The organism is Nodosilinea sp. FACHB-131 (genome assembly GCF_014695395.1).
Lineage (GTDB): Bacteria > Cyanobacteriota > Cyanobacteriia > Phormidesmidales > Phormidesmidaceae > Nodosilinea.
This window is the reverse complement of the sequence record NZ_JACJOF010000038.1, coordinates 17,713-30,502: the sequence shown is the minus strand read 5'-3', so window position 1 is coordinate 30,502 and position 12,790 is coordinate 17,713. Positions and strand designations below refer to the sequence as shown.

The 12,790-nt window shown below is 54.3% G+C and carries 13 protein-coding genes and 1 pseudogene; 8 read left to right on the top strand and 6 right to left on the bottom strand.

Annotation, left to right across the window (positions count from 1 at the left end; all coding sequences use genetic code 11):
• Positions 1 to 98 precede the first annotated feature (98 nt).
• The 4 genes from H6F75_RS24615 to H6F75_RS24600 all read left to right on the top strand — a co-directional run bounded on the left by H6F75_RS24615 (position 99) and on the right by H6F75_RS24600 (position 3,328).
• The gene (locus tag H6F75_RS24615; RefSeq protein ID WP_190755482.1) at positions 99 to 530 is read left to right on the top strand and encodes a DUF5331 domain-containing protein; all 432 of its coding nucleotides are present in this window, start codon (positions 99 to 101) and stop codon (positions 528 to 530) included.
• Positions 531 to 557: 27 nt separating this feature from the next.
• Positions 558 to 1,994: a ferredoxin:protochlorophyllide reductase (ATP-dependent) subunit N gene (locus H6F75_RS24610; protein WP_190755480.1), complete on the top strand. Its 1,437-nt coding sequence runs from the start codon at positions 558 to 560 to the stop codon at positions 1,992 to 1,994.
• A gap of 219 nt (positions 1,995 to 2,213) precedes the next feature.
• Positions 2,214 to 2,732 (top strand): hypothetical protein, encoded by a 519-nt coding sequence (locus H6F75_RS24605; protein WP_190755478.1) that lies wholly within the window; start codon positions 2,214 to 2,216, stop codon positions 2,730 to 2,732.
• Positions 2,733 to 2,761: 29 nt separating this feature from the next.
• A complete protein-coding gene (locus H6F75_RS24600; RefSeq protein WP_190755476.1) occupies positions 2,762 to 3,328 on the top strand; it encodes a hypothetical protein in 567 nt (188 codons plus the stop codon).
• 368 nt (positions 3,329 to 3,696) lie between these two features.
• Here the strand turns inward: H6F75_RS24600 and H6F75_RS28610 are convergent, their stop codons facing one another.
• From H6F75_RS28610 to H6F75_RS24580, 4 genes and pseudogenes are all read right to left on the bottom strand, one after another.
• Positions 3,697 to 3,819: a hypothetical protein gene (locus tag H6F75_RS28610; protein ID WP_277874289.1), complete on the bottom strand. Its 123-nt coding sequence runs from the start codon at positions 3,817 to 3,819 to the stop codon at positions 3,697 to 3,699.
• 12 nt (positions 3,820 to 3,831) lie between these two features.
• Positions 3,832 to 4,056: pseudogene (locus H6F75_RS28915) on the bottom strand (CopG family transcriptional regulator).
• 154 nt (positions 4,057 to 4,210) lie between these two features.
• Positions 4,211 to 5,443: a glycoside hydrolase family 10 protein gene (locus H6F75_RS24590; protein ID WP_242020343.1), complete on the bottom strand. Its 1,233-nt coding sequence runs from the start codon at positions 5,441 to 5,443 to the stop codon at positions 4,211 to 4,213.
• Between the two features lie 636 nt (positions 5,444 to 6,079).
• Positions 6,080 to 6,565 carry a DUF4079 domain-containing protein gene (locus tag H6F75_RS24580; RefSeq protein ID WP_190755474.1) on the bottom strand — a complete coding sequence of 162 codons (486 nt, stop codon included), beginning with the start codon at positions 6,563 to 6,565 and terminating at the stop codon, positions 6,080 to 6,082.
• A 172-nt stretch (positions 6,566 to 6,737) separates the two neighbouring features.
• On the opposite strand from H6F75_RS24580, the gene H6F75_RS24575 reads away from it, so the two are divergent.
• The 3 genes from H6F75_RS24575 to H6F75_RS24565 are packed head-to-tail and all read left to right on the top strand — an operon-like array spanning position 6,738 to position 9,085.
• The gene (locus H6F75_RS24575) at positions 6,738 to 7,208 is read left to right on the top strand and encodes an Lrp/AsnC family transcriptional regulator (protein ID WP_190755472.1); all 471 of its coding nucleotides are present in this window, start codon (positions 6,738 to 6,740) and stop codon (positions 7,206 to 7,208) included.
• A gap of 9 nt (positions 7,209 to 7,217) precedes the next feature.
• Positions 7,218 to 7,838, top strand: a complete 621-nt coding sequence (locus H6F75_RS24570; RefSeq protein ID WP_190755470.1) for a LysE family transporter — start codon at positions 7,218 to 7,220, stop codon at positions 7,836 to 7,838.
• A 35-nt stretch (positions 7,839 to 7,873) separates the two neighbouring features.
• Positions 7,874 to 9,085, top strand: coding sequence for a M23 family metallopeptidase (locus H6F75_RS24565; protein ID WP_190755942.1), 1,212 nt, complete (start codon positions 7,874 to 7,876; stop codon positions 9,083 to 9,085).
• Between the two features lie 117 nt (positions 9,086 to 9,202).
• Here H6F75_RS24565 and H6F75_RS28600 read toward each other — a convergent pair whose 3' ends face one another.
• On the bottom strand, positions 9,203 to 9,337 hold the full coding sequence (locus H6F75_RS28600) for a hypothetical protein (RefSeq protein ID WP_255524785.1): 135 nt from the start codon (positions 9,335 to 9,337) through the stop codon (positions 9,203 to 9,205).
• A 701-nt stretch (positions 9,338 to 10,038) separates the two neighbouring features.
• Between H6F75_RS28600 and H6F75_RS24560 the strand changes: the two genes are divergently transcribed.
• A complete protein-coding gene (locus H6F75_RS24560; protein WP_073610147.1) occupies positions 10,039 to 10,320 on the top strand; it encodes a hypothetical protein in 282 nt (93 codons plus the stop codon).
• 126 nt (positions 10,321 to 10,446) lie between these two features.
• On the opposite strand, the gene H6F75_RS24555 is transcribed toward H6F75_RS24560, so the two are convergent.
• Positions 10,447 to 12,756, bottom strand: a complete 2,310-nt coding sequence (locus H6F75_RS24555; protein ID WP_190755468.1) for an ATP-dependent helicase — start codon at positions 12,754 to 12,756, stop codon at positions 10,447 to 10,449.
• Positions 12,757 to 12,790 lie beyond the last annotated feature (34 nt).

Below are 12,790 nucleotides of genomic sequence, written 5' to 3'. Positions count from 1 at the left end.
GGCTGGGATACAGCCAACAAGATAGACTCGGACGGTAGCGGTTTTCTGGTTTAATCAATCTCTGAACATGAGGTTGGCGAACCCCGCCCGAGGCATCTGTGAACAGCAAACAACTGCGGCGATCGCTCAAAATCAAGTGGCTAACCTACTACCGCGACAACCGCGAGTGGATCGACAAACTGGGCATTTGGGTAACCAGTAACGGGCAGCGGCGACCCTCGTCGGGCTTCATTTTGGGGGCATTGGCCACCCTAGAGCCTGACCTGACCAGCCTGCTACCCCTGGTGGTGGATTTAAGCAGCAACCCCGATCGCATTATTTCTGCCCTGGGTTTAGATATCAGCCCGGTGAAGGAGCTAGCAGCGCTAGAAAAGGCACACAAGATGTTGCCCGGTAGCGCTCAGGCCGAGGTTTCTCTGGCTTCAGCCGAGCCACTGACCATCGACGCTCTACCACCGCTCTCCCCCGCCTACGACGACGAAGCCTGCTCCGGTGCAGGCGGCAGGGAGGATGATCGACCCAGGCCATAAGTCCTTCACTAGGGAGATACCCCGACGATGACCCTGGCCCAAGCTCAACCCCAACCCTCTGCTCTCGAATTTGACTGCGACACCGGCAACTACCACACTTTTTGCCCGATCAGCTGTGTAGCGTGGCTATACCAAAAGATTGAAGACAGCTTTTTCTTGGTTATCGGCACTAAGACCTGCGGCTACTTTTTGCAGAATGCCATGGGGGTGATGATTTTTGCCGAGCCCCGCTACGCCATGGCCGAGCTAGAGGAAGCCGACATCTCAGCCCAGCTCAACGACTACGAAGAACTGAAGCGGCTGTGTGAGAGCATTAAGCGCGATCGCAACCCCTCGGTCATCGTCTGGATTGGCACCTGCACCACCGAGATCATCAAAATGGATCTCGAAGGGTTGGCACCCCGCCTCGAAGCCGAAATCGGCATTCCCATTGTGGTGGCCCGCGCTAATGGCCTTGACTATGCCTTTACTCAGGGCGAAGACACCGTGCTAGCCGCCATGGCCCAGCGCTGCCCCACTGTTGAAGAGGCCGCTGCCAAGCAGCCCGCTGCTGTGAAAGAAGAAGCCAAGTCCGGCGGTATTCAAAAGCTGCTGGGTCTGGGTCGCAAGAAAGAAGAAGAGGTAGTGGTCGCCGAAGACACCCCCTACCACGACCATCCGCCCCTGGTGCTGTTTGGCTCAGTGCCTGACCCCATCGTCACCCAAATGACTTTGGAACTGAAGAAGCAAGGTATCAAGGTCGATGGCTGGCTGCCCGCCAAGCTCTACACCGATCTGCCTGTGGTTGACGAAGGCTACTACGTCGCTGGCATCAACCCCTTCCTCTCGCGCACGGCCACTACGCTGATGCGCCGCCGCAAGTGTAAGTTGATCGGCGCCCCCTTCCCCATTGGCCCCGACGGCACCCGCGCCTGGATTGAGAAGATCTGCTCGGTGTTTAACATCGAGCCTCAGGGCATGGAAGAGCGCGAAGCCAAAATTTGGGAGTCGGTAGAAGACTACCTGGAAATTATTCGCGGCAAGTCGGTCTACTTCATGGGCGACAACCTGCTGGAAATCTCCTTAGCCCGCTTTCTCACCCGCTGCGGCATGACGGTGCAAGAAATCGGTATCCCTTATATGGATAAGCGTTACCAGGCGGCGGAGCTGGCTCTGCTAGAGAAAACCTGCAACGAAATGGGCACTCCCCTGCCCAAAATCACCGAAAAGCCCGACAACTACAACCAGATTCAGCGCATTCAAGAGTTGCACCCTGACCTGGTGATCACCGGTATGGCCCATGCGAATCCGCTGGAGGCGCGCGGCATTAACACCAAGTGGTCGGTGGAGTTTACCTTCGCCCAAATCCACGGTTTTGGCAACACCCGCGACATTCTAGAGCTGGTGACGCGACCCCTGCGGCGCAACAACAACCTCAAAGACCTCGGCTGGGAGAAGCTAGTTAAAGAAGAAGCGAAAGTGTAAGGCAGCGATAAGACTACTAGAAGCCGGGTTTCTTGAAGAAGCCCGGCTTCTTTATAAACGTCTTGTTTTGCCTGATAGGCTCAGTATTAGAGATTAGTGAAGTTGCTAAGCGGATGTTGTCTCTAGGTAAGTTTTCGGGAATTGTGATAGGAGACCAGCTTTAGTCTGGTAGCCCCTGCAAAGGCATGGGATCAGAATTTCGAAATTGGAGATGCTCATATGACCAGTCCACAACCTTCCAAAGGCCAAGCTAACTTACAACTCGCAATTTGGAATAAACAAGCTGAGTCTTCGACCAGCGAAGAGCTGTATATCAGAATACAAAAGCTTGGCCTACCGGAGGAAATAGTAGCTAGGCTTCATGACTTACTCCTAAAGGTGCAGCAAGTCGCAGGAAAAGTTATTCATATTGGAAAAATAATCTTAATCAAACTGCTCGAATTTGTCGAAGAGCATTTCTTCCTGGTTGCTGGGGCAGGAATCGGCGCTGTGCTAGGTGCTGCATTGGCAGGGCTAATAACCTCAACGCCTTTTGTTGGGCAATTTCTAGCACCTATAGCAACTGCCTTAGGATTAACCGTTACTGCCCTAGGAGCAATTGCAGGTAACGAATTAGATAAGGTTATCCCAAATTTTGGCAAGAGCCTTATTGACACGGCCAAGGAATTTTTTAAGCTTTTCGCAAACATCTTAAGCGCGATCTTTGGCGATCAGCAAGCAGTTACCTTTGTTGCCTAAACTTCATATTATTGCAAGACGTAATTAAAATGACGGAATTGAAGAAGCCTAACAAGAAAGACATCCTTGAAGCCATTGACAAGCTGGAGAAGAATCCCAGTGCCCGCACTAAAATTCTTGGAGAGATGGGTGTAGCAGGGATGGGAGCTGCTGGAGTTGGAGCATTGGCTGCTTTTTTTGGAGCTAGCGTAGCCCCTATTCCTATAGTCACTGCGCTTACAGGGTTTGGAATGGTTGTTGCGGCTCCAGTAACTCTAGTAGCTGGTGCTGCGATTGCTGGGGGTGCTGCTGCTTATGGGCTGACGAAATTGGCGACCAGTGGAGCATACGATAAGGGTAAACAGGAAGAAATTAAGCAAAAGTTGAAGGACAGATTAAAGGAATTTGAGGTAGAGGAGCAAAAGACGAAACTAACTGAAGAAAACAAAAATGCCTTCATTATTTTCCTCAAAGAACCTCTTCAGCTTGATTTAATTACCGCTGAGCAAGCCCAAGAATTGATAGAGTTGATTGAAAATGGCCAAATGACTTTAGAAGAAGCATATGGTCTTCTTAACAGCATTATCGAGGAAACAGGTAATACCAAAAAATCTTAACAAGTTAAGGATTTTCATTTTTTTGCCAAGATGTTTAATTCTAGAATTGAGTTTGACATCTCTTTAAAGATGTAATTCACATGCCAAAGAAATCAATATGGGGCGAACGAGTTCTTATCGCTCCTCGCCCAAAGGGTTGAATTGATGAAAATTTCTTTAAAAGAATTGTTATATGATTCAATTTAACAATTTTTTTCTAAAAGCAGGGAATTACATTTAGGACAATCTCAACAGCGTCAGCCTACTTATTAAGTAGTTTTTGAATTTGGAGCAAGGTTGTTTTTAGAAAACCATCTATGTGCTGATGAAGTTGAACTACCCGCTGCTAGCTCGTAGTTCAACCATTCAAACCCAATCCCCGTGTCCGCTTAGTTTTTAATCGGCAGCACCTCTTCACCCGTTTCCGTAGCAACAAATTCCTCAGCGGGGATGCCAAACCAGACTGTAAGCGTTTTACCAACCTCGTCGCAATAAACTTTTAAGGTGCCCATAAAGCGTTTCTTCTAGACATGCTCCAGCCGCTCAGCAATCCATACTTTAATAATCAATTGGCGACTCACCCTTAACCGCAGCGCCTCACAATCTAGAGCCTCAATCATTCAAACGGGGAAGTCAATATCTATGCGCCGCTGCTCATAGCCGGGACGTTTGATCTGAGATAGGTCAAGATCATCGATGATATCTTCTTGACCTTCATCAAACTTCTGGTCAAACTCTTCCGCTTTCATATAGCTCTACCTCCCGCTGCCGTGCCCGTCGAACTGAGATGATGCGAGTCTTGCCCTCTTTATAGATTACGACCACCGCACACAGCTATGGCCCAAGCCACTGACGACCTCAACGCTAACCCCACCGAGGCGCAGCAGAGTCTCGAAGCCGTGCTTAAACCTGGCGACGTAGGCTAAACCGAGACGCAGGCACGCTAAACAAATCTCGAAAGCGAGCCTGGCGCTCAGCCACAGGCTCCGGCGCATCGTACCAGAGGCTTTCGTAGTAGAAAAAGGCCACCCCTAACCCCTGGGCCGTCGATCGCATCACCTGGGATTGAATCATCGACATCGGCATGGGGCGATTGCGTAACCCAGTCAAAATGCCAATGCCCACCGGGATTTGAGTTTGGGCCGTCTGAATTTCGGGCCGCAGAATCTGATCCGTAAAGCTGGTCATATCCCAGCGGTAGACCTGCACCAGCAGCTCATCCACCAGGCCACGGTTGATCCAGCCTACCCAATCTTGCAAAAACGAGTTGTAGGCCGTGTCATAGGGATTGGGCGACACCGAAAAGATGGCTTGGGGACGATGCTGTTTCACGGTCTGGTTAAGCTGAGCTACAAAGTCCGTAATCTTGTCTGCCCGCCAGCGCATCCAGGCCGGATCCCGCGGGTTACTCGGCACCAGCTGTTTGGTTTCCTGCTGGTATAGCGCCATGGTGTAAGGGTCATAGCCAAAGTCGCTGGGCAGGGCCGTGTGGTCATCGAACTGAATGCCGTCAATGTCGTAGCGGACGGCAATTTCGGCCACCAGGTTGGTGATGAACTGCTGCACCTCTGGCTTAAACGGGTTGAGCCACACCACTTCCCCGGCCGCACTGATCGAGGTCTGGCTGCCATCCTGGCGCTGGGTCAGCCAGTCTGGGTGAGCTAGAGGCAACTCCGATAACGGCGGAGCCATAAAGCCAAACTCAAACCACGGGATGGCCAACAAGCCATGGCGGTGAGCTTGGTTAATCACATCAGCCAAAATGTCCTGCCCCGCAGCGCCCCGGTGAATGTAGGGTATCCCAGCTCGCTGGGTAATCACGCTGGGGTAGAGGGCATAGCCCGAATTCCAGACCACGGGATAGACCGTATTGAAGTTGAGCTGAGACAACTCGGCCATGGCGCTCTGCACCCGAGAGGAATCCCGCAGGATATTTATATCGTTGGTGGTCAGCCACACCCCCCGAATTTTTTGGAAGCTCTGGGGAATCGGCGCGGTCTCCCAGGAATCAGTTCCCCAAGGCACTACCGGTGGCGAAAATGCGATTGCAGGCCCACCCAGCATCACCACCGCCAGCAGCGCGGCCCAGAACAGCAGCACCCGATGTTTGTGTTTGTGTTTGAGCTGAGAGGTCATAAGGGGGAAAGGGCTATTGGCTGTCGGCTATTTTAAGGGCTTTGGCTTTTGGACGCGATCGCCTTGATCCCGTCCTGTTACTCAAGACATATCTCTATGCCCAAAATCCGGACGATTGATCAATTTCAAAAGTTGATCAATTGATAATACGCGCTTTTGCAGCCAGTGCGGCACACCGATGGAGGTGAAACCCTTCCAGACGTTAGGCTATACCTTACGCGGTAAGGAAATGCTGTAACAGGGGGCGCGATCGCTATGCATAGTGAGTTTTCGTGATGCGCCTTAAGTCTCTCAGGCTGCTGGCATGGGCCATTACTCGGCAAGCATTTCAGCGCCGATGCAGTATCAAGTCCGTAACTGGACTGAATATAACGCTGGTTTGAAGCAGCGCGGCAGTCTCAATTCTCCATAGCCTTGGCTTTGCTGAAGCTCACGCTCGGAGCAAACCCCAGATCGAGCCCAACACCGGCAGACCCATGCATGTGCTCAAATGTCTGCGGTATTAATCGAACTATGCGCAACGCAGACTGGCAACTCTATTCACGCCTCACCACAGCCCAGTGGCAAAAGAGCAAAAAGCCCCAAAAGAACCTTTCCTTTGGGGCTTTTGATTGAAGCTGATTAACTGAATTCTGATTAGATCGACAGCCCCAGGCGCAGACCCAAAAAGGCGTGGACAAACATCACCGCCAGGGCAAAACTGCCCAGGTAAGCATGGGCGGTGCGCAGAGAGTCTTTGCCGCCACCAAATTTGGTGATCGAGATTGCTCCGTTGATAGCTAGTAGCGCGATCACCAGACTGCCAGTCCAAAAGTGGGGGCTTTGGAAGATGTCCTTGTCCTGCATGACCAGCGACAGCACCCCACCGGTATAACCCAGGCTAATAAAGGTAAACATCCACAGGGCCAAACGCTTGTGAGTGTGGCGGTTTTCGGCTTTTTTCACCGCATCGTCATCGCCAATGCGGCCCTTCCAGCCCATGTAGGCGGTAAAGCTGCCCATCACAAAAATCACAATGCCCATCATCGCCGGGTGGCCCCAGTGGACGATCGGCTCGGGGGTGCCAAACCCAGCAAAGAAGTCGGCAATGGGCTGCAAGAGCCCGCGAATACTAGAAACCATCACTATCTCCCAACAAATAAGCGCCATCCCTAAGGTGCCATATTTTCTCTATCGAAAGGCAGAGAGACCCGGTATCCCGAAACCAAAAGTTATGTTATGGAATTGCGACAAGTCTAGCCCATAGAATTTGAATAGAATGCCAAATCAAAAATTTGCCTACTAAAATAAGGTAATGGAACTAGATAACCTTGATATAAAAACTCTGTCGCTCCTCTGCCAGCGAGGGCGCGTGACTTGGGCTGAGCTGGCCGGTCAGCTAGGGTTGTCTGCTCCAGCGACAGCCGATCGCGTCAAACGCCTTGAAGAGCGCGGCATCATCACGGGCTACAGTGCCCAGCTCGATGCCGAAGCCCTGGGGTTAAATTTGACGGCATTTATTGCCGTAACGCTCGACCAACCTCACCACCGCGAGGGCTTTTTAGCCGCAGTACAGGCCGCCGCCGAAATTTTGGAATGCCACCACGTGACCGGCGACGACGACTACCTGCTGAAGGTGCGCTGCTGCCACACCCGCGCCCTGGAGGCATTAATTACTGAAGGGCTGAAGGCGATCGCAGGGGTAGTCAAAACCCGCACGCTGATTGTGCTTTCTACCGTGAAAGAAACCCAGGTGCCATCGCTAGATCATTTGAGTGAGTCCTAAGGAGGGGCTATGGAAGGCTGGACATTGCTAAAGGGCGTGGGGCTGGGGCTAGCGATCGCAGTCCCCGTTGGCCCTATTGGGTTGCTCTGCATTCGCAGGTCACTTACTCAGGGCCAGCTCGTGGGGCTGGTGACGGGGCTGGGAGCCGCCACCGCCGATGGCATCTATGGCAGCATTGCTGGGTTTGGCCTGACTGCGATCGCCGATCTGTTGGTTAGGCACACCCAGGCCATGCAGCTGATCGGAGGCTTGTTTCTCTGTTATTTGGGCCTTACAACGCTGCGGACCGACCCTGCTACCGAAGCAGCTAAGGTCTCTAGTCGAGGGTTGTGGGGAGCCTACGCTTCTACTCTAGTGTTGACGTTGACGAACCCGGCCACTATTCTTTCTTTCATTGCGATTTTTGCTGGGCTGGGTCTGGTGGGCACCAGCCAGTCGTGGGGAGCCTCGCTAACCCTAATTTTTGGGGTGTTTTTAGGGTCTGCTCTGTGGTGGCTGTGCCTGAGCTGGGGTGTAACGCTTTTTAGCCAAAAGCTGACACCCTCCCGACTTAAGTGGTTAAATCGGCTGGCCGGTGCAGCTATTTTTGGCTTTGGGGCAGTTGCGATTGCGTTCACCTTTAAAGGCTAAACTCCAGATTCCCACTTCAGGTACTGCCTGTGACCATGCTGCGAACTCATCCGCTTTCTTCTGCACCAACCCGGCGACCTAGCGCAGTGGCCTGGGGGCGATGGCTGAGCCTGGCGCTAGCCTTGGTGGTGGTCGGCTGGCTGGCGCTCACAACAGTTCCCAACGCCCAAGCAGCGCCCCCTGAGCTGATCGCTCAATCCATTCAAGATTTGCAAAATAAGCAAAAGACCCTTGAGCAACAGCGCAACGAACTTCAGCAGCAGCAAACCGAGCTGCAAAATCGCCAGGCCACTTCAGAATCTACTCTAAAGGGTCTGGAGAACAGCATTGTTTATACGGCGAACCAGATTGGCGAAACTGAGTTTCGCCTTAACCAGGCCGAGAAAGAGCTGAAAGACTTTGAGGCCAAGCTTGCCAAGGCCGAAGCCGACTACGAAAACGTGCGCACGGGCACTGTGGCCCGGCTACAGTATTTGCAGCGGCAGCAGGGCAGCGAAGGCTGGGCTGTGCTGCTGCAAAGCCAGAATTTTAATGAGTTTCTAGACCGCCAGTACCAGCTCAAGCGGGTTTATGCCTCCGATCGCCAGGTGCTGGCCGACCTCAAGGCCCAGGCCGAAGCTATTCAAAAGCAAAAGGCCGCCGTCGAAGAAAAGCGCAACCAGGTCGCTCTCCTGCGCCAGCAGCTGCTCTCCCAAAAGCAGCAGTACGAGGCCGAAGCTAACGAAGAAAAGCAGCTGATCTCTCGCCTGAGGGATCGTCGCGGTGCCTTAGAAGCCGCTGAGGCCCAGCTTGCCCGCGACTCAGAACAGATTGCTGGCCTGATTCGCCAAAAAATTGCCGCCAGCACCGGAGTGATTCGCGGCACGGGGCGGTTTGTCTTCCCCGCCAACGCCAACATTTCAAGTGGGTTTGGCAATCGGGTACACCCCATTTTGGGCTACAGCCGCTTCCATGCTGGGGTAGACTTTTCAGCCGGCTACGGCAGCACCATTCACGCCGCCGACTCGGGCCGGGTAATTTTTTCGGGCTGGTACGGCGGCTACGGCCAGGCGGTGATCATTGACCACGGTGGCGGGCTCAGCACGCTCTATGCTCACTCTAGCCGCTTGTTTGTTAGCGAGGGGCAAACAGTGCAGCAGGGGCAGGCGATCGCCGCTGTCGGCTCCACCGGTCTCTCCACTGGTCCGCACCTGCACTTTGAGGTGCGGCAAAACGGCAATCCAGTGAATCCGGCGGGGTATTTGTAGGCAGTGAAGGAGTAAGAGGGTAAGGAGTAGAGGGTAGGGAGTAGAGGGTAGGGAGTTTGATCACTGGGTTTAACCACCCGTACCCATCCACCCCTTACCCCCTACCCCCCACAGTTTCTAGCCCAAGCTCTTTTTGAGATGAGCCATAATGCGAGCCTTACGGGGATCTTCGCTCTTGGCAGGAGTGACGCCGGCGAAGTTGATCTTGCTGGTTAGGGCAAGGTGCTGCTTAATTTGATCTTTACTAGCCACGGAGATACCTCAGAGAAACGGAACGACAGGAAAAGCCTGAACGACCAAGGCATAGACCCCGGCAGTTCAGCCTGGGAATTGGCATCCCAAAATATTCTCCCTATAAACAATTTAATGCATGTGCCCAGGGTTACTGCAAACTCCTGAGGCTAGATAGCAGTGGTCCACACAGGCGTTGCGCCCAACCTTGAGCGCGGTGTCTAAAACCCTAGGGCTGCGGTAAGCGCGATCGCGTCGGTTAGCCCATGCTCAAAACGTTGCAGTGGGTTGAGCGAGGGCAGCTCTGCCTTATTTGAGCTTATGTCGCTTTTTCTTTGGCACCAAGCTGAACTTGGAGGGCTGCTGTTTAAAGCAGCCAGACCACGAATCTGACTTCTTTTAGGATTAACTCTGCCTCAGTTAAATTTCTCTAGTTTAGGTTGAAAGTATTTCGAACTACACTTTATGTCCTTCCTAACCTATTACCAAAATTACGAATCAGCCTGGTTATGGCCTTAATAGCAGCGTCCATCAGTTAGGCCTTGGCTGATAATTTTAGGAGTAGACAATCGTAAATCTCGCTTGAACTCTGGGTAGCCAAGCTCGAATCATAAGTTTTTCTAATGCAAAGCATAGATGATTTATGGGCTAAGTTACTCTTAACCCTAGAGTCAGAGGGTAGAATTTAGCTTGATTTTCAGCTTTGGACGGCATCATGCATTATGGCAGACTCTGGAACTTCTCCGATTAGTGAAAACTTTGATTCTTTACCCCGTGAGGTTAGGGTTGACAACCTCCGCAACGTTCTAGAAACCCTGCAAATTGCCGACGAAATCGCCAAACAGGGCTATCTCATCACCAGCTCAGAACTGGCTGATTTGATGGATGTGAACGCCAGCGCTGTGACTAGCCGAGGCGAGTTTTGGGCCTGGCGCAACTGGTCAGTGTCGCGGGTGCGGCGCGAAGGTAACCAAATTCTTTGGCAAATTGAGCGTATCGACTAGCAGCTTTTAGACCTTCAAACTGAGGATTTTAGATTTTGGCGGTGAGCTGTGATTCACCGCTAGTAACGCTTCGCGACCACCCAATGCCCCTGGGCAAGCGTAGATCTGCTCCTACCCATCCACCCCCTACCCCCTACCCAGCCACTCCCGTAGCACCGGCAGCACTGGGCAGGGGTTCGACGCCTGCACATTCTCTGGCTTGCTCCAGGTAAACGGGGCCTGCTGGGCCGCCGACATCCACAGCAGGCGCTTGGCGCGGGTCATGGCGACGTAGAGCAGCCGGTATTCTTCGGCGGCTTTGAGGTGCTTGGCCTGCTCCCAAGCCGAAATAATGTCAGGAATTTCGCCTTGCCCTGGGGCGAAACCGGCATGGGCATGGGCACGGATCTGAGCCCGGGCCACCTCCGCCAGAGTAAAGTCGCCCAAAAACTCGCCTTGGGGCGGCACCCACAGGGTACCGGGAATGGTTTTGTCGTGGAGAAAGGGCAGAAACACGACGTCCCAATCGAGCCCCTTGGCCTTGTGCATGGTAATCAGGGTGAGCTGGCCAGGGCGGGTGTAGAGCGACTCAGTGTCTTCGGTGTCGACGGCGGTGAAACGCTCGGAGCCAACGATATCTTGCAGTACGCCGATCGCAGCCGCCAGCGTATCATCATTGCGAATTTGCTGGCTGACGCGGGCAGCGAGTTTGTCAGCGGTGGCCAGCTCGCTCTGGTTGTAGCCCAGGGTGAGCCCAATGAAGGAGAACAGGCTGTAGGGGGGCAGCTCGAGGCGCGATCGCAGCAGCCCAGCACAGTAACGCCGTGCGATCCGCGCCGCCTCAGTGTCGGGCGGCGCATCCAGCGGGCCGGGATAGAGAAACTGCTCGGGAGCCTGGGCCAAGGCGTTGAGGTCTTGGGTGGGCACCCGTTGGCGATCGACCAGCACCCGCAGCGCCCCCTTGAGCCGGTCAGCCGAGTGGGGCCGCTCAACAAATTGCAGCAGGGTGAGCATTTCCTCAGGCACCTGGGTTTGGCGGTCTTGCTCCCCTACGTCGTAGAACTTCAGCCCCATAGCGGAGAGATCTACGCCACCCACCAGGTCAGGATCGCGCAGCAGGTTGCCGACAAACTGCCCCTGGCGACCCTCCCGCACGAGGATGGCAAAGCTGGTTTCAGGATTCGCCGCGTAGAGATCGCTGACCCGTTGGGCGATCAATCTGACTGAATCCGCTGTGGTCGGTGGCGAGAGAATTTCTACCCCAGCCCCCAGCGGCTGTGGGTTGGCTCCGAGCTGAGGGTCATCGGGGTCTACAGGGGCGATCGCCTGATCGCGAAAGGGAGTCTCTGGCCCAGCAACCTGCGCCTGGTTCACCCAGGCCAGCATGCGGTTGGCAGCGGCCATAATGATGCCACTGCTGCGCCCGGCCTGATCCATCGTCACCAGGCGGCCCTGGAGGCGACAGTCGTCGCAGAACTGGTTGAAGAACACCGGATCTGCCGGAGTAAACGTCGAGTTGATCGCCTGGTTAGGATCGCCCACCCGCACCAGGTTAGGCTCTCCATAGGGATCGTCAGGATCAGCCGCCAGCAGAGTCAACAATCGGGTTTGCAACGGCGAAGAATCCTGCGCTTCATCTTCGAATACAGCGAAGGTGCGCCCCTGCCAAAAGCGGCGGCTGTCGGGGTCGCCTAGGGTACGCAGGGCACCCAGGATCATGTCGTCGTAGTCGATCCAGCCCCGTTGCGAGAGCAGAGCCTGGTATCGATCGTACAGACCGGCTGCAATGGTGAGCACGTCGTAGTCCTCAACGTCTCCGAGCAGAAAGTGGTTGACGTTTTGGGCCAGGTCCAGAAGGGCAGCGGGCAGCAGCCCCGAGCTTTTAGCTTCGCGAATTACCGTGTGGGCCAGGCTGGGCAACACCTCAGTTCGCAGTACCGACTGCCGCCTGAGCTGCTCGGTTTCTTCGCCATCAAACTGACGCCCTTCGATCAGGCGGTAGTAGAGGTTGGGGTTGGCCACAATCCACTGCTCTACACAAGCCCGCAAAATGCGGTTGTTTTGCGATGGCGAAACCAGCGTCAGCGTATCCAGGTTCAGGTTAGAGAGTTCAGGGTTGCGGGTGGCGATAGAGAGGGCCAGCCCGTGCAGGGTAGAGACCGTAAAGCTGGTCTGGGGCAGTCCGAGCGTCTTTAGGTGACCGCGCACCTTGGCCTTAAGGTTTGCTGCCGCCGATCGCGTAAAGGTCACCAGCACCAGCTGGCGGTTCAGATGCAGCTGGTGACGGGCGATCGCGATCGCCGCCGCCGCCGCCATCCCTGTAGACTTGCCCGAACCGGGCACCGCTGACACCGCTAGCCGTCCGTTTTCCCAGTCGGCTAGAGCCTGCTGCCCCCGCCGCAGCCCGGCGCGAATCTCCTGTAGCGCGGCCTCTCGATCTACGGGTGCTGCCACCATAGGGTCTCTCCACGGACTTTTGTATCAGGATAAC

Bases quoted from the DNA above. Each gene is read 5' to 3' on its own strand.
- H6F75_RS24555 (WP_190755468.1), bottom strand. From the start codon at position 12,756: ATGGTGGCAGCACCCGTAGATCGAGAGGCCGCGCTACAGGAGATTCGC.
- H6F75_RS24605 (WP_190755478.1), top strand. From the start codon at position 2,214: ATGACCAGTCCACAACCTTCCAAAGGCCAAGCTAACTTACAACTCGCA.
- H6F75_RS24560 (WP_073610147.1), top strand. From the start codon at position 10,039: ATGGCAGACTCTGGAACTTCTCCGATTAGTGAAAACTTTGATTCTTTA.
- H6F75_RS24565 (WP_190755942.1), top strand. From the start codon at position 7,874: ATGCTGCGAACTCATCCGCTTTCTTCTGCACCAACCCGGCGACCTAGC.
- H6F75_RS24600 (WP_190755476.1), top strand. From the start codon at position 2,762: ATGACGGAATTGAAGAAGCCTAACAAGAAAGACATCCTTGAAGCCATT.
- H6F75_RS24590 (WP_242020343.1), bottom strand. From the start codon at position 5,443: ATGACCTCTCAGCTCAAACACAAACACAAACATCGGGTGCTGCTGTTC.
- H6F75_RS24570 (WP_190755470.1), top strand. From the start codon at position 7,218: ATGGAAGGCTGGACATTGCTAAAGGGCGTGGGGCTGGGGCTAGCGATC.
- H6F75_RS24610 (WP_190755480.1), top strand. From the start codon at position 558: ATGACCCTGGCCCAAGCTCAACCCCAACCCTCTGCTCTCGAATTTGAC.
- H6F75_RS28610 (WP_277874289.1), bottom strand. From the start codon at position 3,819: ATGGGCACCTTAAAAGTTTATTGCGACGAGGTTGGTAAAACGCTTACA.
- H6F75_RS24575 (WP_190755472.1), top strand. From the start codon at position 6,738: ATGGAACTAGATAACCTTGATATAAAAACTCTGTCGCTCCTCTGCCAG.
- H6F75_RS24580 (WP_190755474.1), bottom strand. From the start codon at position 6,565: ATGGTTTCTAGTATTCGCGGGCTCTTGCAGCCCATTGCCGACTTCTTT.